Below are 22,927 nucleotides of genomic sequence, written 5' to 3' on the forward strand. Positions count from 1 at the left end.
ACCTCTCATCAACCAAAAACGCGCAACGGAATTCGGCTAAGTGGTGTTTATCCGCTCCGCCACGCGCATCACTGCGCTGCGCGCGCGAGGATTGCATTCGACCTCCGCCACGCCGGGGCGTACCGCCTTCCCAACCATCTGCAGACTTGCCCTGCTGAAACGTCGTACCTCGTCGGCGCGCAGCGGCAAGTGCTTAGGCAGTTTGTCGGTATTCGCTCCTTCACGTATGAAACGCTTCACTATTCTATCTTCCAGCGAGTGAAAACTGATGACGACCAACCGGCCACCCGTCTTCAGCATCTCGACACACTGCGGTAAGGCAAGCGACAGCCTCTCAAGCTCCTGATTGAGGTAAATCCGGATGGCCTGAAAGGTACGCGTCGCCGGATTCTGTTTTGGCTCACGCGCGCGCGCGGGTATGGCCGCTGCCACGATCGCGGCAAGTTGACTGGTAGTGACGAGAGGCTGTCGCGCTCTAGCCTTGACAATCGCTCTTGCAATCTGCTTAGCAAACCGCTCTTCGCCATATTCTTTTATCACCTCTTCCAACTGGACTTCCGACGCCGAAGCCAACCACTGAGCTGCTGTCTGCCCTTCTGTTGTATCCATGCGCATATCGAGCGGTCCCTCCATGCTGAAACTGAAACCGCGTGTGGCTTCCTCGAGTTGGGGTGACGACACGCCCAGATCCAGTAATACTCCGTCGATCTGGCCGATGTTCAACTGCCGCAGCACCTCCTGCAACCTGGAATAACTGCTGTGAACCATGCAGAAGCGTTCGTCTCCAAAACTCCGTCCAACCGCACAAGCGACCGGATCCCTATCGAACGCGATCAATCTTCCGTTCTTTCCGAGGCGCTCCAGTATCAGCCGGCTGTGCCCGCCCCGCCCAAATGTTCCATCCACATATATCCCATCCGGCTTGAGTGCCAGCGCTTCCACCGCCTCCTGTAGCAGAACAGTAGTGTGCTTTCCTGCCTCAGCCACAAATTACAGTGAAAAACCTTCGAGTTCCTGGGGAATGCCGTCTCTGAACGCGAGCGCGCTCTCCATCTGCAAATTCCATTTCTCGCTGTCCCATAGCTCGAATTTCGCACCTTGTCCCACCAGAACCACCTCTTTGTTCAAACCTGCAAATGCCCGCAGAGAGGGGGGCACAAGAATGCGACCGACGCCATCCATCTCCACATCGCAGGCATTGCCAACGAGAAGTCGCTGCAAGCTGCGGGTTTGGGGATTAAAGCTGGAAAGACTGTTGAGCTTTTGCTCTATGGGCTCCCATACGGGCTGAGGATAAATCAACAAACACTTGGATGGGTCGGCAGTGACAATCAAATGACCGGCGCAAAGGGATATGAGCGTCTCCCGGTATCTTGCAGGCACGGCGAGTCTACCCTTGTTATCCAGACTGACAGGTGTCCCACCGCGAAACATTGCTCCCCTTATTTACTCTACGGAGGAAAACCGCAGAAAATCATCTCCCACTTCTACCCACTTTTACCCACTGTAGTTAAAAAAAAAGCCAAAGTCAAGGAAGAGAATGAGGGATTATAAAAGGTAGGGAAGTATGGAAATTTCCGGTCTCGACTGTAGGAAAAGATAAATGTGCCGGTTACAACGGCCGGTGGGAGAAGGGAGAAGTCGGCATTCGGGTCGGTAACGCCTCCGCAACAACTTTTATACATACTTGCTTTTGTTGCGTGGCCGTCTATAAACCTATTCTCTGTCCCGCGTCCATACCTGCCTGGAGGAATGATGAGCGCACCAAAGATACCAGGCTTTACCGCCGAACGTTCGGTTTACAGGACAAGAGCGAATTATCGGACAACAACGGGTCCCGGGATCAGGCGCCCGCATAAAATAGATGCTGTAAGACTGCAAGCCTGCGATCTTGACTGTATCGATGAATGCCAGCAGGGTTGCGAGAGCCTTACGGGCAGAGAGCATGCTCAATGCATCCGGCTCTGCCGGATGAAATATGGCTGCCTCTCACAGCCGCCGGGGTACGGAAATCGCGAGTGCAACCCATCCAGCGGGTGGTCGCAGCGTTGCTGTCGCCCTGATGGCACAGCTTGCTCCCCGCGGCCGTGCACTCCACCGGGAGAGGGTTGCACTGTACGTGATGATCGCACCTGCCTTCCCTGGCCGCTTGACTCCATCTGCTGGGGGAGTTGCGAACGCACCTGCTGCCATTGGTCGGGTTGCGATCAATTGCTGTGCGGAGTATCGGAGGGCTGACAGGACATTGCCGGAACTTGAATTACGTTTATCTGCGCGTGGCCGATATGACGCCGGGGACGCCGGCTATCAGCCCGAGAACACGCTGCAATTGATCGACATTGCCAATCTTGATCACGAACTGCATGGTCGCATTCAGGTCGCCGCTATGGGCGCGGGTAGCGACTACATCAATTTTTTCGCGCGACAGAACACCCGAAATATCGCTCAGCAATCCTTGACGATCCTGCGCCCGAATCTCCACCTCTACGGCGTAACTGGCATTTTTGGATAAATCCCATTGGGTACTGACGAGGCGCGCCCTGCCTTCTCCTGACAACCGGGCCACATTGGCGCAATTCGCCCTGTGGATGGTGATTCCCCGCCCACGGGTGACAAAACCAATGATGGGATCAGGGGGTACAGGCTTGCAGCACTTTGCCAGTACGGTGAGCAACTTGTCGACCCCGACGACGAGTATGTCTCCCTGCGGTTTCGAAGTGAGAGTCTGCTTTTTGATGACTGGCGTTTCGGGGCCGGGTAGACCCGATTCTGTCTCCCCGCTCAAGAATGCCGATAGCTGGCGCGCATTGATATCACCCCTTGCAACGGCTGCAAGAAAGGAATCAAGTCTGGCAAATTTGAACTCCACTGCCAGCTTATCCAGGCTCATCGCAGTCATGCCATGGCGCTGCAGTTCCTTTTCCACCAAAGCCCGGGCTTGGGTGAGGGAAACAGTACGCATTTCACTGCTGAACCATTGCCTCACTTTCGCCCGGGCGCGCTGGCTCCTGATATAACCCAATGCAGGGTTGAGCCAGTCGCGGCTGGGTCCCCCCTGCTTGGTCGAAATGATCTCCACTCTTTGCGCATTTTGCAGCGGGTAATCGAGGGGCACCATGACGCCATCCACCTTGGCACCGCGGCAACGGTGCCCCAGGTCGCTATGCACATGGTATGCAAAATCCACGGGAGTGGCTCCCTTGGGCAGCGCGATCACCTTTCCTTGCGGCGTCAGTACATAGACCGAATCTTCGAACAGTGCCACCTTGAAATGCTCAGCCAGTTCTCCCGCATCCTCGACATCATTCTTCCACTCCAGTATCTGCCTTAACCAGGCGATCTTTTCCTCATACCGCGCGTCCCGCTTTGCACCTTCCTTGTAGCGCCAATGCGCGGCGACACCCATCTCTGAATGACGGTGCATCTCATGGGTCCGGATCTGTACTTCGACCACTTTGTCTTCCGGACCGATTACTGCAGTATGCAACGACCGGTAGTCATTGCCTTTCGGCTTGGCAATATAGTCGTCGAACTCCTTGGGAATCGGCATCCAGAGGTTGTGCACCAATCCCAATGCCGCGTAGCAATCCTTGACTTCGTCCACGAGAATGCGAACGGCCCGGGTATCCTGGATTTCCTTGAAATCCACACCCTTGCGTTTCATTTTTCTGTAAATGCTGTAAATGTGCTTGGGGCGTCCTGTAATTTGAGCCTTGATCCCCGCGTGACCCAGTTCGTTTTGTAACCTGTCAACCACCAACGCGATATATTGTTCCCTGCTGCGGCGAGTCTCCTCCAGCAACGTGGCGATTTTTTTATAACGTTCGGGCTCGGTGATCCGAAACGATAGATCCTCCAGTTCCCACTTCACTTGCCATAACCCCAGGCGATTGGCGAGAGGCGCGAAAATATTCAAAGTGACCTCAGCGGCCTCCCATCTTCCGGCAACGTTGCGGGCAGCAACGTAGCGCATCGTCTGCAACCGGTCGGCCAGGGCGATGATCACCACGCGGATGTCTTCCGCCATTGCGAGCAGCATCTTCCTCAATGCTTCAATCTGAGCACTGCCATTCCCGATATTGTCTGTGCTGTTTGCAGATCGCAGCACCTGGATTCGGCCGACGCGCCTCACACCTTCCACGAGATGAGCGACTATTGGACCAAAAGCGGTTGCCAATTCTTCTTCATACCCCTCCAGATACTCCGGAACTGCATGAAGCACTCCTGCTGCCAGTGTATCGCTGTCCACGCGCAGTCCCGCGAGAATCGCCGCGAGTCCATCTACATGCGAAGAGAGCAATTCACCGTTAGGCAGGCTTTTATCCATATACAGGGGTTCACAAAAAACCTGTGCCTCCCGGAGCAGATCGATTTCTGTCGGGGAGAAGATCGAACCCGGGGAATGGAGCCGGAAAGGTCCGTCCCCTTTTCCGGAAATGAGGGAGGGAGCGCTCATGGAACGGGTGTAGTGAGTATTGGAACGGCCTTTTTCAATTGAGCCCCCATGTTACTCATGTCCTTTCATAATTGCTTTATTTCCGGTTAAAGCGTTGCTGAATCGTGCCAATAACGCATCCGCCGAACGCGCCACCGCTCCACGGCAAGGTCGTTACCGCCAAAGCGCAGCAATATGGCACCATCGATATCGCTGCGCAACAATCTGCTTCCCACCGCTCGATACCGCTCCGCAACTTCCTCTTTTGGATGGCCAAAACGGTTGCGATAACCTACGGTAAATACTACCCACCGCGGATTCACCTTCCGCACGAACTCCTCGGTGGAAGAAGTTTTGCTGCCATGATGAGGAGCGATCAATACCGTTGAGGAAAGCGCCTCCCCATAACGCTTGAGCAATTGATATTCGGATTTTTTCTCGATATCCCCCGGCAGAAGCACGCTTCCGTGCCATGTGGTAATTTTCAACACGCAACTCAAGGCGTTACTCTTGAGGCGAAGATCATTGTAGCTCTCTTCCAGGGGATGAAGCATGTCGAAGCGAACGCCATCCCATTCCCACGACTGCCCCGCCTTGCACCGGCGCTTGTTGAGAGCAGCCTGTTGTATGGGATGATCCTCGCCCAACGACGAGACGAGCCATTCGACGGGTACTGCTTGCAGCACGGACAACCCTCCGCCGCTATGATCCGAATCGGCGTGTGTGACGATCATTGCATCGAGATGCCTTATCCCTTCCCCGCGGAGAAATGGAACGATGGTGCGGCTGCCGCTATCGGCTTCGGACGTAAAGGCAGGGCCCGTATCGTAGAGCAGCGTGTGATTTTCCGTACGCGCCAGGACCGCCAGTCCCTGCCCAACATCCAGCACGGTCAGCCACAACTCTCCCTGCTCCGGTTTTGGGAGAGGCAGCAGAAACAGCGGCAGCAACGCGACGAGACCAAGCCAACGAGCAGGGAAACCGGTACCAAGGCCGAGCTGCCAACCCCATTTCCCAGGCAACAGCGTCCAGAAAATGCCCGCCGTCCCCACGGCTACTGCCCAGAAAGGCGGCGCCTGCTGGCTCCAGACGGCCTGAGGCGCATTGCTCAGCCATTCCATTACGGTCATGCAACCATCCAGCGCTGCATGTGCCGGTACCAACAGAAAATCGAGGGGCGGCAGGGTTGCGAGCAGGGCCAGCGGCACCACGACAAGACTCACCAGTGGAATCGCCACCGCATTGGCGATTGGGGAAACCAGCGATATTTGCTGAAACATCGCCAATAAAAGAGGTATCAGGCCCAGGGTTATGGCCCACTGCACCGTTGTCCAACTACTCAGCCAATGCGGCCTGCCAACGCGGCCGACAGATACCAGCATGATGACCGCGATGGCGCCAAAGGATAACCAGAAGCCGGGTGAAAGCACTGCCCATGGATCGAGAGCCACCACTGCAAGCAATGCCCAGGCCAGGACTGTGGTCATGGCAATGGAACGATCAAGCCATAGGGTAACGGCGACCGCGGTGAGCATATAGAGCGTGCGTTGTGCCGGAATCGCAAAACCGGCCAGCAGCGTATAACCGAGCGCGGCCACCAGCCCGGCTATGACTGCGGCTTTCCTGGCTGGCAACCGCAGCGTCAAATGATAGCTTCTGCGCCATAGCCAGTATGCCATCGTAAACACAAGCCCCGACAGCATGGTGATATGAAGGCCGGATATGCTGACGAGATGGTTTATCCCCGTCCGCGTGAATACCTGCCACTGCTCGTGTGGAATCGCCCGTTGATCCCCCACCGCCAGCGCAACGAGGGTACCGGCATAAGCCTGATAGGGCAGCGCGGCAAGGAAATTATCGCGGATATCCTGGCGCAGACGCTCGACCTGATAAGCGGGACGTCCCACCACTTTCTCCAGGCGTATATTTTCGTCATCCTTGCGCACATAGCCTGTGGCCCCAATGTTGCGCTCCAGCGCCCACTGCTCGAAATCGGAAGCATGCGGATTGGCGGTTCCATGGGGGCGCTTGAGCCGTGCAGTAAGCCGCCAGCGTTCCCCGGCATTGAGGGGAGGTGTTGAAGGTCCTGGCATAAAGCCGCTTCCGCGCTCCTTATACCAGGAAAGAGAAAGACGGGCAGGCACGATTGCACCTTCCGTCAACACCTGCTCAACATCGAAAGTAAAGCGCACACTGGTCCTGCCGGTTTGCGGCAACTCCGCAACCACGCCAATTACCTGGATATCTCTCCCTTCCCACTCGGGCAGGAGCGCATCGTTCAAGCGCCATTGCGCAAAAGCAGTCGCCCAGTAAAAACCTGCTCCCAGGAAAAGGCAAACCCAAAGCATTTTGCCGATCCGAGCAAAAACAGGGGCACGGCAGGAAAGCAGCAGAATTCCACACGCCATGCCGGGGAAGAGAGCCCACGCACCTGCAAGCGCTGGCAGCACTGGCTGCTGTTGCAGCAGCACCACCCCGGCAACAAATGCCAGAATACAAAGTCGCATCAGCGATTTCCTGCCATCAGCAGAGCATACCGGCGGCCATGGTAGCCGGGATAAAAATCGTCGGAGAAGCCAGAGAAAACAGACAAGGCGGCTGACAGAGGCGCGTCCACAAATGCCTTTTTCATTGCACGCAGAATTTCATATGCCCATAGCTTCAGCTGAGCAAGTGGTGTATGTTTGTATCAAGGACCCTGTCGCTGGGTAAACTGGAGGATTTATTGGAGTTCCCTAGCTCCTGTCCCTGTATATATTTCATGCCACCCCTGTGTTTCGAAAATTTTTCAAAAAATACCTGCCTTCCCACGAAACCATCCGGCGCAACCGGTTTGTTGCCCTTTTCGGCGAGCGACTGCAACACCACAATCTCTGGCATCTGCATCGGAGGTCGGTCGCTGGCGGCTTTGCCGTCGGATTGTTCACCGGGCTCATCCCCGGCAGCAATCCCGTGCAATTCTTTTTTGCCGCGTTATTCGCCGTTGCCTTCAAGGTCAACCTTCCCGTAGCAGTCATAACGACGCTTTATTCCAATCCCTTTACCATCCTGCCGATCTATGTGGCTGCCTACGAAATCGGCACTTTTGTAACGGGAGGCACGTCGAACGGCATGCCCGAAGTGGGATTGCATCTAATGGATAAAAGTATCGGCGAGTGGGGGCCTGCCCTGATCGAGTGGGTGGTATCACTCGGCAAGCCTTTGCTGGTCGGAATGTTTCTGCTGGCTTTATTACTTTCTTCAACAGGCTATTTTGCGGTGCGCGCGGGGTGGCGTTTGTTCGCGATTTATGAATGGCGCAAGCGCGCAAAGCGACGCAGACAAAAGAATGAGCAGAATATGGATGAAATGGATGGAGATAGCGGATAGAACAAGTCTTTACCGCTATCGACCGATACCGGAATGAAGCCTGATAGAGCTGTGGACCCTCCTGGAAGCTGCCGGACAGGAGCAATCAACCCAACCCCGGTGCCTGGCCTCACACGGTCAGGAGGCCATCCTCCAGATGCAGGGTTCGGCCGGCCTTTCTGGCGAGATCGGGATCATGTGTGACAATGACAAGGCTCGCGCCAGCATCATGATTGAGCTCGAGCATCAGATCGAACACTTCTCCCGCGGTGCGCCGGTCGAGATTGCCCGTAGGTTCGTCCGCAAGCACGCAGGCTGGACGGGTCACCAATGCACGCGCCACGGCAGCCCGCTGCCGCTCGCCTCCCGAAAGCTCGCCAGGAGTGTGCGTCAGCCGATGTCCCAGACCCACCTGCTGCAGGACTTCGCGGGCGCTTTCGTAGGCCTTGGCCTTGGCCATACGACGGATCAGAAGCGGCATGGCCACGTTTTCCAACGCGGTAAACTCGGGCAGCAGATGATGGAACTGATAAACGAAACCGAGTGACCTGTTACGCAACTCGCATCTCTCTGCTTCACCCATGCCAGCAATTTCATGGCTCAGGATGCGAATTTCCCCGCCGGTAGGAACATCGAGACCTCCGAGCAGGTGCAGTAGCGTGCTCTTTCCCGAGCCGGACGCGCCGACGATGGCGACGGTATCTCCCTTTCCCACCTTCAGGTCTATTCCCATCAGGACCGGCACCTCGATCTGGCCTTGATAATAGCTCTTCCGCAGGTTGCGGCAGGAAATGATATTGTCACTCATACCGCAGCGCCTCGGCCGGATTGATCTTTGAAGCGCGATAGCTCGGGTAGAGTGTTGCCAGCAGTGTCAACACGAAGGAAACGATGGCGACGGCAATCACGTCATCGAACTGGAGGTCGGAGGGAATTTCGCTGATGACGTAGACTTCGCTGGACAGGAACTGCACGCTGAACAACCGCTCTATCATCGCAATGACCGCCTCCACATTGTAGGCAAGCAACACGCCGCCGATGACCCCCAATGCGGTACCGACCACCCCGATCCAGGTTCCCTGCACGATAAAGATTTTCATGATGCTGCGCGGACTCGCACCCAGGGTGCGCAATATCGCAATATCCGATTGCTTGTCCGTCACGGCCATCACCAATGTGGAGACAATATTGAACGCCGCCACTGCGATGATCAGTGCAAGAATGAGAGACAGCATGCGTTTCTCGATCTGTATGGCCCGAAAATAATTGGCGTGTTGGCGAGTCCAGTCGCTGATATAGACATCGCTGGAAATCAGCGGCACGAGCTCACGCGCGACTTGCGGCGCCTTGAAAAGATCATGCAACTTGAGGCGCACGCCTGATACCTGGTTTTCCATGCGATACAGCTTTTGTGCATCTGCCAGATGGATGAGCACGAGCCCGGAGTCGTATTCGAAATGGCCCGCTTCGAATATCCCGATAATCGTGAACTGCTTGAGGCGCGGAATGATCCCTGCAGGCGTCACCTGTCCCTGTGGCGAGATCAATACGATCCTGTCACCCGTAAAAACCCCCAGCGAGCGTGCCAGCTCGCGGCCGATGACTATACCGAACTCTCCCGGCGCCAGATTTTCCAGTCTGCCGTCTATCATCATCCGTCCGAGATCTGCCACGTGATCCTCCATGCCAGGCAGGATGCCTCGCACGGCCACACCGCTCACGGCCTGATCGAACGACACCATCCCCTGTGCGCTGATGTAGGGTGCAGCGGCCTCCACCTCGGGATGCCTGCGCGCTTCTTCGGCAACTTTTCGCCAATCCGTCAGCGTACCCTCCACGCCGCTCACCTGGATATGGGACGCGACACCGAGGATGCGCGAGCGGACTTCCTTCTGAAATCCGTTCATAACCGACATAACGGTAATGAGCGCTGTCATCCCAAGCGTAATACCGAGCAAGGAAATGAGGGAAATGAACGAGATGAAGTGATTGCGGCGCTTGGCGCGGGTGTAACGCAAACCGATGAAGAGTTCGTACGAGGACACGGATCGATATAGCCTGATTAGGACGTAACTGCGAAGTTTGCCACATTCTGCTCAGGGTTAACAGGAGAGCTTGAGCATTGCGGTCAAAGACCCCACGCGCGCTCCCCTGCATGACGTCGCACCGTCCTGCGCCGGATCTGACCTCCTCCGAAACTGCTCTGCCTGCTAAAACTCCCCTCTCAGCCCAGCGACGAGCGCCCTGCCCGGTAGCGGTGCGAAATTCTTCAGGAAAGAGGTATGAACACGCATTTCTTCATCGAGCAGGTTTCTGCCCTGGAGGAAGATTCGAATGCCGTTGGAGCGCGTCTTCTTGATGCGGTAACTTACCTCCATGTTCACCATCGTATACCCGGGCGTGCTTGTCTCCAGTTCCGCCAGATCGTTCTGGCGCATCACCCGAGTGGCACTTATATTCGACGTCCAGGGGCCGGTTCTGTGATTGAATTCCAGGCCGAAGCGTAACGGCGTGATGCGCGGCACATTCCCTCCGTTATCAAGTTTTCCCCTTACGTAATCCGCGAACAGGCGCAGGTCGATTTCGTCCGGCTTCAACGTGAGAACGGTTTCTGCTTCGGCACCGTAAAATCTGGCTCCGCCTTGTGCAAAGTTCTGTACCAGAAACTCACCCGTGGGCTCCAGCATCCCTTCCTGATTCACGCGATCGGCCACACCGTCTCCATTCGTGTCCGCACTTTGGACGAAAATATAATTGTCGATCCAGTTATGGAATATATTGATCTTCCACGTCACCATACCACTGGTCTTGCGCAGTGCCAGATCGAGATTGTTTGTGGTCTCGCTTCTCAATCCATTATTTCCGCTCTGGAAGGTGGCGGTTCCACGGTGTGCGCCATGGATATACAGTTCCTCTGTCGAGGGCGCGCGCTGACCGCGAATGCCAGTCAATGACAATCCGTAGCCATCCAGGAATTTCCATAAAATCCCGGCGGAGACATTGTAGAGACCAAAGGAACGTGAGGGATGACCGTCTTTGGGATTCTGGGCGGCGTACTCGCCGCGACCGCCCAGTTCCAGGCGCCATCGATTCCAATTGCGTTCTTCCACCAGGAACACACCTACCGAATGGGAATTGGTGACGGGTACCACGGTCTCTTCGCCCAAGGCGGAAAAATGTCGGTTACGAAACTGCACACCGAATACGCCGTTCCAGTTTGCCACAGTAGCATGCGTGAGTTCGGCGCGGCTCTCCAGTCCCTGGTTCTTGAAACGGGTCGCAACTTCACCCGTGCTTTCGATCTCGTTGTGCTTGTAATCGTTGTAACCCATGCGCACCTTGAGCTTCTCGAGACCGGCCATGGGTTTGTCCAGTTCACCCGCCAGATCATAGCGCGTCTGCTTGAGATCGATCTTCGAACCTTCCGGTCCGGGAATGCCATATTCGTTGTCCATTCGGGAGATCGAGCCGCCTACAAAACCTCTTTCCCCGACATACGAGCCCCCCCCGGACAAGCCGCCGGAATTGATGGCGCTGTTCCCGACAATTCCTTTCCGGCTGCCGGGATCACTCTCATTCGCCCGTCCCGGGATATGGTAATCGTCGGTTTTGCGCTTGAACCCCCCGACGCTCCAGGATGCTTGCCCGATACTTCCGCTTGCATTGAAGGCGCCGGCACGCTCCTCGGTCGCGGTATTCCCACGCGCTTCGATATTGCCTTTTATCGACTTGAACAGTTGTTTTGGAATACGGCCGTTCACGACGTTGACCACGCCACCCGACGCGCCGCTGCCGTAGAGAAGAGTTGATGGACCCCGGAGGATTTCGATTTGCGACGCATTGAGAGATTCGGCAGTAACGGCATGGTCTGGACTGATTGAAGAGATATCGAGCGTACCGATGCCGTTCTCCAACACCCTGACGCGTGGCCCATCGAGACCGCGAATAATGGGACGACCGGCGCCCGGTCCGAAAAAACTTGATGTCACGCCCAGTTCATGGGAAAGGGTATCCCCCAGGCTGGCTTCGCGTTTCCTCCGCAAATCATCTCCCTTCAATACGGAGACGGGCTGGGCTATATCCAGCTCAGTGCGGTCCTCAAAAGGGGTTGCGGTGACAACTACGGGATTGAGTAGCTCAATTTTTTCCGCTTTTTGAGCCTGGACGGAGGATGCATTGAGCGCGAGCAGCGTTGCCATCGCCAATGCAGCGTATGAACTCGACCCTTCATGCGCACGGAGAACAGGTCCGCACGCAAAATCACAATTTGTACAACTCATGTTGATTGCATAAATCCGGCAGGAAAACGGGTAATCGAAGCGACACAACTTTACTGCCGCAAGGGGGCGGCAGATATGGTCGGATGCCGGTCACCCTGGATAAATTTCGATTTACTGGATTACGGAATATCTGTCCGATCGACCGTAAACACCTGACGATCTCGATCAGAATCTCCTCGCTAAATAACGCTCAGTGGCCGTGCATGGCCTATGCGCGCCAAGCTTGCACGGGAGGGCCGCGCGTGGAGTAGGAGGTATAAGAATTGAAGAAAAGAGGCTGTGATTTTCGATAAAGACGCGCCTGCCGCCTTGTCTGACTCGAAAATACAATTACAAGGATAGAGAAAATAACGCTGAAACCTGTCAGCGCAAGGCAGTCGAGACAAAGCCGGTCGTTGTCGGCTTCACCCTCCGCCTCGTCAGCCACAGGAGGGATTACATCTTTGACTGCAGCGTCCTCCATCGTTTCCACCTCGGAAACGATGTCGCCTGCGGTGGTTTCCCCGACGTGAGTCAGCGCATGCGCCGCCTGAAGGACGGGCACCCATGCCAGCGCGAGCGCCAGCAGAACCAGAAATGATTGCTTACGCAACATTATCGACCAACCGCTATTCATTCCGGTGTCTTTACTGCATCAGCAACGATTCATCAATCAGACACATTCGGCACACAAGCCTTTAACAGTCAACTCAACTTCCCGGGAACGATAACCCGCCGGCAGGACAAATTCGTGCGTAGTCTCGACCTCATTGAGACAAACCACCTTTGTGCAACGCAAGCATTCAAAGTGGGCATGTTGCTGCGAATGTTCGTGAAGGTTGGCACGAAAACGCCAGACTCTATCCGCACTCACCACCCGATGCACAAAGCCTTTCTCATTCAGCCACTCCAGCACCCGATAGAGCGTAACCCGATCAAACCGATGTTCGCCCTTCAATCGCTCTTCAATTTCGTGATGCGTGACAGCTCGCCGCTCCGACAGTAGCATGGCAAGGATATGAATCCGTCCGGGAGTGATACGCTCCCCGCGGTGACGGATCATCTCTTCGGCTTTTTTCTGAAGATCAATCAAAAAATGCATTTGTGGTGTAGTTTGCAACAGAGTTGCATTTACTATAACTGAAAAGGCAAGCATTTGCAATCGCGTGCGTCGAGATCCGCATGCATGGCATTGCCTTTGCAGTGCATTGGTGGCAGGACAGTTGTAACAGGTAACGATGAAACCAGGACGCGTCCTTTTTTTACTGCTTGCGGGCATGCTCGCCTATATCATTTCTGGATGCTCGCCCGCTTCCGCAGCGCCAACGCATAAGGGAACGCCCTCCAATTATCGAGGACTACTGAAGGAACTCAAGCCGGGCGACCACCTGCAACTCGCGCCAGGAGATTATAAGGAGGGATTGCCAGTCCACCATCTTCATGGAACCCCGGATGCACCCATCACGATTAGCGGAGCCAGTGAAAAAAATCCCCCAGCCTTCCGGGCGCGACCGGGTCACAACACCATCAGCATCCTCAATTCCGGTTACATCGTCCTTCGTGATCTGGACATCGAGGGCAACAACTTACCGGTGGACGGGGTAAAATGCGAGGGACATGCCGACTGGGCACATCACATTACCCTTGAGGGGTTACGCGTGCGCGGTCATGGCAACAACCAGCAGACCGTGGCCATCTCCACCAAATGTCCCGCCTGGAACTGGATAATACGCAAAAATATCATCGAAGGCGCAGGCACTGGGCTCTATCTCGGCAACTCGGACGGCCGCGCGCCGTTTGTGGCCGGTTTGATCGAGCACAATCTGATCGTTGACACGATAGGCTACAACTTGCAGATCAAGCATCAGGCACCTCGTCCCGCGCTGCCGGGAATGCCGCACGAACCTGGCACAACGATTATTCGCCATAATGTTTTCAGCAAGGTAAATGGGGGAGCGAGAGAGTGGACCCGACCGAATGTACTGGTCGGCCACTGGCCTCTTACCGGCCCGGGATCAAATGATCTTTATCTCATCTATGGCAATTTCTTTTATCAGAATCCGCACGAATCATTGTTCCAAGGCGAGGGAAACATTGCTTTGTACAATAACGTGTTTGTAAATCACTCTGGCGATGCAGTGCGCATCCAGCCTCACAATGGTACTCCTCGCGTAATCAGCGTGTTTTACAATACAGTGATTGCGCGACATACCGGTATCACTTTGTCGACTGGAAAAGAAGACTTAACTGATCAGCACTGGATGGAAGGTAATGCCATTTTTGCCCGGATACCTTTAGCGGGCTACCCGACCAGGCGAAATCTTGTTGGCAGATATCAGGCTGCGAGCGAATCTCTTATCAAGCCATTCGCGCCCCTGGGACAAATGAATCTTGCCCTGCTACCCGGCAAATGGCGCTTTCCTTCCATTGATTCCGGTCGGTTACGTCTATACCCGGACTCGGAAAAAGATTTCGACGGCGCGGTGGAAGATGTTCGTTTTGGTGCTTACGCTAATATAAAAAATAAGCCGGAACGCTGGATGCCGAAGCTGGAAATAAAGCCTGAATTTTACAGTGCCAAAAAACTTATGCAGAGGTAGACTTTAGCCCTACAGCATCGAACACGTCGAACAAAAATACCTCTCTCTGAGCCACATCATTGACTAACGCCACGAACTCGACAGCGCAATATCAGCTCAACACGTCATCGCTTGTTGGCCCTGTCCTGATCTATCTGGCGATTATCGTATATGGAAGCTTGCTTCCATTCCACTGGAATGGCCTCTCGCTTTCCGCCGCATGGTCGAATTTCCAGCATATCCCGCTGTTGAAACTGGGAGTAGCCAGCCGTGCAGACCTGGTAGCCAACCTGCTTTTATATATCCCTTTCGGGCTGCTGCTCTGCGGTTGGCTGGTGGGAGAAAATCGGCAACCCCGGTTGATGTCGACCGGCATGCTGTTGTCGCTGCTGCTTTCATTGACAGTTGCGCTAGGCGTGGAATTTATCCAGCAATTCTTTGCTCCTCGCACCGTCTCGCTGAACGATATTTTTGCGGAGATTGCCGGCTCGATATTAGGGATTGCGCTCTGGCCTGTTATTGGGAAACACCTGACGCGTCTGCCCCAAACCATTGGCAATGGAGGAACACAGGCACGAGAGGGCATACTGGTCGCGTACGCCCTGTTGTATGCAGTACTCAGCTTATTTCCTTATGATTTTCTACTGTCCTTCGACGAGTGGCGGGACAAATTGGCCTCCGGTGCCGCCGGGTGGGTATTTGCGCCGAACTGCGGTGAAAAGTGCTTTTTACGACTCATCCCGGAGGCACTTCTGGTCGCGCCGCTGGCCGCGCTGATCTTTCGACAGCCCAGGCAACCCCCCCTGCCTTCCCTACTTCTTTCCGCAACAATTACGGGCGCAATACTGGGAGTTTTGATCGAAAGCCTGCAATTGACGATTGCGTCCGGCATCAGTCAGGGAGCTTCAGTCATCTCACGTGCAGCAGGCCTGGCGCTTGGAGCCGGACTGATACCGGTTGCCACGGGGGTGGATTGGCCCGCGCTGCGCCGGTACATCAACCCTGTACTGGCCCTGTGTATCCTCCCCTACCTGGGGGCGCTTGCGTGGTTGAACGGCTGGTTTTCGGGCGATCGACTGGGAGTATCCGAGGGTTTGGAGAAGCTTGGAGACATACACTTCGCACCGTTTTACTATCACTATTTCAGTACTGAAACAGTCGCGCTTGCAAGCCTGTTATTTCAAGCTGCGCTCTATCTACCTATCGGGGCAGGCTTATGGCTCTGGCACTGGAGCAGTTTCCGGAGCGAGTGGCAACAAGACCGTCAACGGAGAACAGTCGTTGCTGGACTGGTTGCAGGAATAGTTGCATGTATTATTGAAGCCGGTAAGCTCTTCATTACGGCGAAGCATCCAGACCCGACCAATATCCTGATAGCGGTGGCGGCAGCGATGGGAGCCTATCGGGTGCTCCATGCACTCTCTATCCCTCAGACTGACACGCCGGCATCATCTGCGCGATTCAAGCCTGAGGAAATTGCGTCCCGCCATTATTTGACCCCGATTCTGGAGAAGTTTGCGGAAATCCCTCGGGCTGAGCAGCTTCTCTCGAAGGAACGTCCTCGCTGGACAGTGGCCGCCGGTGTCCTTGCTATCGTTTTCGCGACCTGGGCTGTGGTGACGACTCCGCTCAGCACAGGGTGGGTTTTTTTATCTCTTATCATATATGCAACATTGCTCTGGCGGCAGCCCGGTCTATGGCTCGTCTGCGTGCCCGCCTTGTTACCGCTACTTGATCTAACGCATTGGACCGGCCGATTGTTCTGGACCGAGTTTGATACAGTGCTCCTGGTCACCCTGGGGGTAGGATATCTAAGGCTCGGCTCCAGATTGCCTCCGCAACGTTCGTTGAGGAGATTCGGGCGCCTGCTGTTCTTCCTTTTTGTACTATCCGCAGCGATCAGCTTCGTCATCGGCTTATTCCCACTGGCGATACTCGACCATAACGCCTTCTCGAGCTACATCAGTTCTTATAATGCGTTACGGGCGGGCAAAGGTTTGCTATTTGTTCTGGCTTTTATGCCTCTGCTTGCACTTCAATGGGAAGAGCCGCTGCGCGCCACGAACCGTCTCGCTCTGGGAATGACATTGGGACTGGCAGGAACGGTGGCTTATGTATTATGGGAACGCGCTACATTTCCGGGACTTTTCAATTTTGAGGACGACTACCGCATCACCGGACCTTTCCCGGGCATGCATGTCGGTGGAGCTTATATCGAAGCCTTTCTGACCGCCACATTGCCATTCGTGGCACTTCTTGCATGGGAGCAACGCCGTGCCTGGGTTACGTTATTGGCGGTGGGTCTGTATGGCTTGGGAGGATATAGTGTGATGGTGACGTTCTCCCGGGGTGGCCAGGCGGCTTTTGCCTTGGGGAGCCTGGTTCTGCTGCTCGGCTTCTTGAAGCTTGCAGCCCGCGGGAATTCGCACCGCTTTTCCAACATGGTTGCAGTGATTCTGATTGCCGGCGTTGCGACAGTCATTACATGGCCCATCTTCAGTGGGCAGTATAGCCAGACACGCTGGGCAATAGCCGAGCGGGACATGGACGTGCGCGCTGCCCATTGGGATGATGTCGTGAGCATTATTCAGAGGCAAAATGCGTCGCTTTTTGGCATGGGCCTGGGCTCGTTTCCAGCAGCCTATTTCTGGAACTCAAACGCACCCTCCCGCCCGGCCACTTATGGGTTCGTCAACGAAAACGGGAACAGCCTGTTACGACTCGGTAGTGGCGATCCTCTCTATTTTGAGCAAACCGTGGCAGTTGTGGCAGAACAATCGTATACGCTTGCAATGGATTTGCGCACGAAGACTGGAAATCCCATCCTGATTCCGGTGGTCTGCGAAAAAGCAATGCTTTATTCTTATACTTGCGCGAACCCGCCGCTACGAATTAATGCACCCGATAGGAACTGGTTTCATTTGGAGGTGCAAATTCATGCCAAGAATTTCGGACCACCGGGAAGCCGACTCCCAAGGCCCGTAATATTATCCCTCTACAATGGTGAACCTGGCACGGTAGTGGATGTGGACAACGTAAGGCTGCTGGATATCTCCGGAAAAAATCTGGTACGTAATGGCGATTTTTCGGATGGCATGCATCACTGGTTTTTTTCGACAGATAACTACTGGCCATGGCACGTGGAAAATCTTTACCTGAGCGTTTTCTTTGAACAGGGCTGGTTCGGACTGCTCTGTTTCCTTGCGCTCATTGGCTATGCAATCGTACGATGGTTGCCGCGCGCCTGGAGAGATGATCCGCTGAGCCTGGTACTATGCGCATCGTTCACGGCCTTCCTCGCCGTTGGCGTCTTGAACAGCTGGTCAGACGAACCCCGCCTCAGTTTCCTGTTTTACCTGTTACTGATCGCGGGATTGATCGCCGAGGCGCCTTTTGTTCAGACAAGGCAGCACTCTGCCATGATGCGGAACAACCCATGATATCGTCGCCGCATTTATATTCGGCGCGTCCAGTTCACTCGAATCGAGCAGGGATTGTCACTGAACACCAAGGATCATCAAATCTGATCTCTCATGACCGCTGCGGAACTCACCGAAATAAAGTCGCACTTGAACGACTGGGTGTTGAGATCAACCCTCAGTCCGTTATCAGGTGAGCACGAGACGAAATTCAGGCTTTCAAGCACCTGCTGGGCCGGAATATTGCGCCCTGTGGGTCTGAAATTAACCCACAAACTCTGGGGCTTTTGCTCACGCGGTCTGTTCACCAGATAATTGAAGAAAGCCTGCTCAATGAATCTCCCCTGCACCCGGCAGGAGAGCATGAAATCTTCAATGCGTATCTCCTTCTCTTCGATTCGAACAATACAGAATCCAACAGCACCATAAGAACCGTAGTTATCCGAACAACGCAGCACGTATTTCTCTACTTCCTGATTCGCCAGAATAGGCAGAATCTCGCTCCTCTGGTACTTGCGCCCTGAGAAATTCAATTGGTTCGTGCGCTGGACAAGTTCGGACACACGTTCCAGATCATCATCCGTATAAAGATCGACAAAGAGCTTTATTTCGCATGCTGCCAGGAATCCGAGATAATCTGACCCAAACTGGGTCGCACTTTTCCTGCGCACGAATTCTTCGCGATAAAACTGGCTGCGTTTTCTCGCATCCTCATTGGTGGACCCCTGATAGCGCGGATTCGAGAAAAGATCGGCGATCTTCTCTGCATTCACGCAGGTGACCCCCTTCAAGGCCCGTGATACTTCTTCCAGTTCGAATGGATTGTCGTCGATGAAAGCAAAGGTATCGAGTCCTATATTGAGTTGCTCCGCTATTGCCTTGATATTTTCGCTCTTGGGAAGCCAGTTGATCTGAGGATATAGAAAATAATCCGCCATACCCAATTCTTCCAGCCGGCGCCAGGCGCTGGATTCATCGTTCTTGCTTGCGATACTGAGCAGGATTCCCCGTTCGTCGAAGAAGCGCAGCAACTCGAGTACCTTTGGCCGCAAACCAACCCCTTCATTCTCGAGCAATATCCCGTCCCATAAGGTATTGTCGAGGTCCCACACCACGCACTTGATTTTCGGCTGACTGGAAATGTCTATCCTTGCGGCCTCGGCTCGAACTACGAAATCGGCAGTCAGAAATACCAGGCGTGCAGTACCCTCCCCATCCGGGATAATGGCGATGTCAAACGGAAGGCCGCATTCCGTGATCCTCGAGAATTGTTCCCGCTGGAACTCGTGACGGGAATAACCGGGAGGCAATGTGACCGATGCCCGGAATGGGAGTGGAAGCTGAGCCGAGGAAAATTTGCCCCCTGGGCTGGCGACTGACATGCCCAGCTGCATGCGAACGGGAACATTCATCGGATTGTATACTTCCAGCAGGAAAAGATTCGGCTGCTGTCTGGAATTGGAATCATTCCTTCGATGCAGCCAGCGCCCGAGCCGTTCGAGGAGCGTATGCTCCAGATATGACCAGCGGCTGTCCCGCGTAACGCGCTGGACGAAGGCCCCGACAATATTAATCAGCGGTGCGGATAAATCGACCATGCGTTCGGTCCACAGGGCCACGCCGGAGGGCAGTAGCAGTGTATTACCCCGGGCCTCGATCTTGCCCCATTTCTTGAATGAAACCTCTGCGCCGTAGCCCCGCGCCGATGGAAAACGGGGATTGCGATACATCCCATACGTCAGGCGACGGCATCGCGTATCGGGCCGGCTCTGATATAGATCGCAACTTGCAAAGCAGCTCGGGGCTGCACATTCCACGCAGTGCTCACCCCACATGAGCAAGGACATTTGCTCGATATCGCGAACCGCTTCGTAAGACGATCGAGGAGCCAGCTCGCGATCCTCGTGCAACTGCTTTTCGTATTTATCGAACTCGAACATGACGCCGATTTACCCCAATCATCCGTTACGTCGCTGAGAATGCGAAATCATGTCCGGCGGCAAATGAATGACTTTCCCAAGGGCGCGTATGCCATATAAGGAATGAAGCATATGCCGCTCTCCTTCCGCAAAAAATCTGAAAGGGCTTTCTGCTCGCCCTGCTCCGGATCAGCCTTGTAGTTATAGAAATCGTCAAAGCAGACGATGGAGCCATTTACAAGGTACGGCTGGATAAAATCGAGTACCTCGACCGTGGAATCATAGAGGTCGCAATCGATATAGACGATCGCCGCTTTGCGTCCCGCGAGCCGCCGGCGCGTTGCGTCATTCAGACTCTCTCTGTAAAAACCTTCGACCAGCTCGTACTCGCAAGAACGAATGCCTCGCGATTTCAGAATCGACTCGAATTCGGGGCGACTGCAGGCAAACTGTCCTTTGTACCAGATGTTATCTGGATGGGCTCCGGTATCAGGTAATCCCTGAAAGGAGTCAAACCCCCATAATTTCATATCCTGCCTGCGATAGCGATGCTTCATCCTGTGCGCATAGCCAAAGGTTTTTCCTCTCCATAATCCGAATTCGAGGTAATCTCCGCAGACTTCATTGATCTTGATGAACTCAAAAGCCTGGCTCAACATTCCAAGCTCAGTCATACGATTATCGGACCGGTGATCCAGCACCTCCATCATGCGCGCGAACCACTCCATGTCTATAATTTTTTTTACAGCATTTTTTATCATGATCTGAACAACGTCGATTTATAGCGTGAACTTTAAATTCAATAGAACGGCGGAATTGGATGGTATCTCACTTATTTTTCCGGAGAACATGCATACCACCCGCATTTGCATGCTGCGCCAATGAGCGTCGGCAGTTATGAGATCATTAAGCGTCGAAGCATATAAAGAGCACATTTCCGTCCCCTGTAAAACTACCTTCCTGATCGCATCAGCCGTTTCAGGGACGCCTTGACACCTAGCTGTTCCAATTTGTCACCCGTGAATTTACTGAAATGATCAACTGCCCTTTGCGACTGGAGCAGACATATATTGCGCATATTAGCTAGAACAAAAAAAACGTTGGCGCACTGAACACTGTCAGTGGCAAACAGTTTTTTATGCTCTGATTGGCCCTCGGTGAAATCAAACAAGCGGAAAATTTTTTCGTCGAACAGGTACTCCAAAGCCAGCCATTGCAGAATCGTGCCTACTGAAAAATTCATATAGTCCGGATGGTATCCGAGATATGCGTAGAGGACGATTCCATTTGATATCGGACAGTAAAGATATGAGACGGGCCTATCTCGATGGAAAAGAAGGAACGCGCGAACGCGACCCTGTTGAGCCAGCCGCTCCATCTGCTCGCAGAATTCTGCGGAATCAGGCAGCCCCGCGTCGAGCAATCTTTCCTGGTAAGTTGTACTGGACACAGTGCGGGCCAGCCGAAAGAATTCGGCCATTTCGCCAGGAGACTTGTAGACTCTCCAAGAGATACTGCCACCGCAATGCTCTGTGTACTTCCGTATTTTGCGACTGATAGTCGAGCGTGTCTTGGAGGAAAACTTGCTCTTGTATTCCGCAAACGACTGCTGCATATCAATGTAATAGCGGGGATACTGCGCGGGCACATAACACAGATAAGCGCCCTGCCTCCGTAGCACGGGCTGTGGTCCGGCGATGCGCAGCGATCTGAGCAGGAAGCCCTGGCTTCCTTCATGGAGGGGATCAGCGGGCGCCATTGGCTCGGCCACGGGGGGTGTTTCATCGTCAAGTCCCGCTTCCCGCACCTGTAACCACAACCTGGGGGCTAGCAAGGTCTTGTCACCCAGTTGTATCTTTATCGGCACCTGTTGACAATGCCATGCCTGATTCAACGAAGCCTCCTGAGCAAACCCTGCTCGAGGATCCTGAATCCCGTTTTCCAGACCGGTGAGGTGAGTGGAGCGGGTTGCAGGGGAACAGACACAGGCATCAGGCCATGAAAACCCCGTACGCGAAAACAATCCCGATGCCGATCAAGGAAAGAACAGAGTTTATGAAAACGCTCTATTACAATTTCGTCCGGACGATCCATCGACGGGTTGAGCAATTCGAAATTGTGCGACAGGATAACAAAAGCTTTACGTCCGGACTCCAGCGACTGCCAGAGAAGACCCTCCATCTCCTGATAAGAACATGCAGTCAACTGGGCATGCCGCAATCCGCCCACGCCCCCGTCGAAGACCGTCATCGGATATTCGTACACACCTTCGCATTCGACGGGCTCCACCAAGGGCATTTCAGGACTGACACCGCTATCCTGTCCGAGCATGCTCGCGTTGTAACTGCTATCGAAAGCGATCTGGTTTACATTCAGGGCGCGCAACGTATCCCGGTTGAAGCCAAAACCTCCCGCACGAAATGCATTTACGCGCGGCGCTCCCGCTGATTCGATCAACAGCACTCCTGTCTGTATCAGGATTGTTTGTTCTTCCAGTGAAAAATAGCGCAGATACTGTCTTTTGCGGCTCACATTGTCGAGCAATGGCTGGTTTGATTCGTCTACCCATTCGGTATGGAGATGAAGCTGTATTTCATGACCTTCTTCCCGAATGAGGCCGAGAATTTCCACCAGCGGATCAGGGCCAAACCGCGTCGAGAACAGGGGTTCAACAAAAAATACTCCGGTCAATCCATAGTCCCGCAACTGGCGCAACTGGTACGGCAGGCCATAATCTCCTTTACGGGTAGGACCATAGATATATCTCCGGAACGCTGCCGGGAATTTGGCGTCGAGGTCCTCCCAGCCATTGCACCATACCTCGACATCAACAGTAAGGAATACATCCAGCATCGGACCACTCGCGGAATTTAACGGCTATCGACTACCGGATCAGGATGAGCCGGCGGGTGAAAAGACCTGGAACGCTTGGGCCCCAGGATTTCGCCCTCCGCCCCGATCTGCCGAC

General features: G+C 54.3%; 17 protein-coding genes. 3 read left to right on the plus strand and 14 right to left on the minus strand.

What is annotated here, in order from left to right:
* Window positions 1-36: 36 nt before the first annotated feature.
* From rsmH to NMUL_RS16545, 5 genes are all read right to left on the minus strand, one after another.
* Window positions 37-987 carry a 16S rRNA (cytosine(1402)-N(4))-methyltransferase RsmH gene (gene rsmH / locus NMUL_RS13050; RefSeq protein ID WP_011381790.1) on the minus strand — a complete coding sequence of 317 codons (951 nt, stop codon included), beginning with the start codon at window positions 985-987 and terminating at the stop codon, window positions 37-39.
* Between the two features lie 3 nt (window positions 988-990).
* Complete coding sequence (mraZ, locus tag NMUL_RS13055) at window positions 991-1,434, minus strand: division/cell wall cluster transcriptional repressor MraZ (RefSeq protein WP_011381791.1); 444 nt, start codon at window positions 1,432-1,434, stop codon at window positions 991-993.
* An 832-nt stretch (window positions 1,435-2,266) separates the two neighbouring features.
* A complete protein-coding gene (locus tag NMUL_RS13060) occupies window positions 2,267-4,456 on the minus strand; it encodes a RelA/SpoT family protein (protein ID WP_011381793.1) in 2,190 nt (729 codons plus the stop codon).
* Window positions 4,457-4,542: 86 nt separating this feature from the next.
* Complete coding sequence (locus NMUL_RS13065; protein WP_041352627.1) at window positions 4,543-6,942, minus strand: ComEC/Rec2 family competence protein; 2,400 nt, start codon at window positions 6,940-6,942, stop codon at window positions 4,543-4,545.
* Window positions 6,942-7,067 carry a hypothetical protein gene (locus tag NMUL_RS16545; protein WP_256326881.1) on the minus strand — a complete coding sequence of 42 codons (126 nt, stop codon included), beginning with the start codon at window positions 7,065-7,067 and terminating at the stop codon, window positions 6,942-6,944. Before NMUL_RS16545 ends, NMUL_RS13065 begins: the two co-directional genes overlap by 1 nt.
* A 140-nt stretch (window positions 7,068-7,207) precedes the next feature.
* Here NMUL_RS16545 and NMUL_RS13070 point away from each other — a divergent pair, with 140 nt between their 5' ends.
* Window positions 7,208-7,804 carry a DUF2062 domain-containing protein gene (locus tag NMUL_RS13070; RefSeq protein WP_011381795.1) on the plus strand — a complete coding sequence of 199 codons (597 nt, stop codon included), beginning with the start codon at window positions 7,208-7,210 and terminating at the stop codon, window positions 7,802-7,804.
* A 109-nt stretch (window positions 7,805-7,913) separates the two neighbouring features.
* Here the strand turns inward: NMUL_RS13070 and lolD are convergent, their stop codons facing one another.
* From lolD to NMUL_RS13095, 5 genes are all read right to left on the minus strand, one after another.
* A complete protein-coding gene (gene lolD / locus NMUL_RS13075; RefSeq protein ID WP_011381796.1) occupies window positions 7,914-8,591 on the minus strand; it encodes a lipoprotein-releasing ABC transporter ATP-binding protein LolD in 678 nt (225 codons plus the stop codon).
* Window positions 8,584-9,828: a lipoprotein-releasing ABC transporter permease subunit gene (locus tag NMUL_RS13080; RefSeq protein ID WP_011381797.1), complete on the minus strand. Its 1,245-nt coding sequence runs from the start codon at window positions 9,826-9,828 to the stop codon at window positions 8,584-8,586. Before NMUL_RS13080 ends, lolD begins: the two co-directional genes overlap by 8 nt.
* A 165-nt stretch (window positions 9,829-9,993) precedes the next feature.
* Window positions 9,994-11,982, minus strand: coding sequence for a TonB-dependent receptor (locus tag NMUL_RS13085; RefSeq protein ID WP_041352628.1), 1,989 nt, complete (start codon window positions 11,980-11,982; stop codon window positions 9,994-9,996).
* A 289-nt stretch (window positions 11,983-12,271) separates the two neighbouring features.
* Window positions 12,272-12,658, minus strand: a complete 387-nt coding sequence (locus tag NMUL_RS13090; protein WP_041352629.1) for a hypothetical protein — start codon at window positions 12,656-12,658, stop codon at window positions 12,272-12,274.
* Window positions 12,659-12,715: 57 nt separating this feature from the next.
* Window positions 12,716-13,144, minus strand: a complete 429-nt coding sequence (locus NMUL_RS13095) for a Fur family transcriptional regulator (RefSeq protein WP_041352631.1) — start codon at window positions 13,142-13,144, stop codon at window positions 12,716-12,718.
* A gap of 136 nt (window positions 13,145-13,280) precedes the next feature.
* On the opposite strand from NMUL_RS13095, the gene NMUL_RS13100 reads away from it, so the two are divergent.
* Window positions 13,281-14,642: a right-handed parallel beta-helix repeat-containing protein gene (locus tag NMUL_RS13100; RefSeq protein ID WP_049783124.1), complete on the plus strand. Its 1,362-nt coding sequence runs from the start codon at window positions 13,281-13,283 to the stop codon at window positions 14,640-14,642.
* 59 nt (window positions 14,643-14,701) lie between these two features.
* Window positions 14,702-18,061 (plus strand): VanZ family protein, encoded by a 3,360-nt coding sequence (locus NMUL_RS13105; RefSeq protein WP_011381802.1) that lies wholly within the window; start codon window positions 14,702-14,704, stop codon window positions 18,059-18,061.
* 77 nt (window positions 18,062-18,138) lie between these two features.
* Here NMUL_RS13105 and NMUL_RS13110 read toward each other — a convergent pair whose 3' ends face one another.
* From NMUL_RS13110 to NMUL_RS13125, 4 genes are all read right to left on the minus strand, one after another.
* Window positions 18,139-19,980 carry an HAD-IIIC family phosphatase gene (locus NMUL_RS13110; protein ID WP_011381803.1) on the minus strand — a complete coding sequence of 614 codons (1,842 nt, stop codon included), beginning with the start codon at window positions 19,978-19,980 and terminating at the stop codon, window positions 18,139-18,141.
* A 47-nt stretch (window positions 19,981-20,027) separates the two neighbouring features.
* The gene (locus tag NMUL_RS13115; RefSeq protein ID WP_011381804.1) at window positions 20,028-20,720 is read right to left on the minus strand and encodes a TylF/MycF/NovP-related O-methyltransferase; all 693 of its coding nucleotides are present in this window, start codon (window positions 20,718-20,720) and stop codon (window positions 20,028-20,030) included.
* A gap of 191 nt (window positions 20,721-20,911) precedes the next feature.
* The gene (locus NMUL_RS13120) at window positions 20,912-21,853 is read right to left on the minus strand and encodes a GNAT family N-acetyltransferase (RefSeq protein ID WP_011381805.1); all 942 of its coding nucleotides are present in this window, start codon (window positions 21,851-21,853) and stop codon (window positions 20,912-20,914) included.
* Window positions 21,850-22,812 carry a polysaccharide deacetylase family protein gene (locus NMUL_RS13125; protein WP_011381806.1) on the minus strand — a complete coding sequence of 321 codons (963 nt, stop codon included), beginning with the start codon at window positions 22,810-22,812 and terminating at the stop codon, window positions 21,850-21,852. Before NMUL_RS13125 ends, NMUL_RS13120 begins: the two co-directional genes overlap by 4 nt.
* Window positions 22,813-22,927: the final 115 nt, after the last annotated feature.

The organism is Nitrosospira multiformis ATCC 25196, assembly GCF_000196355.1.
GTDB classification, from domain to species: Bacteria; Pseudomonadota; Gammaproteobacteria; order Burkholderiales; family Nitrosomonadaceae; genus Nitrosospira; species Nitrosospira multiformis.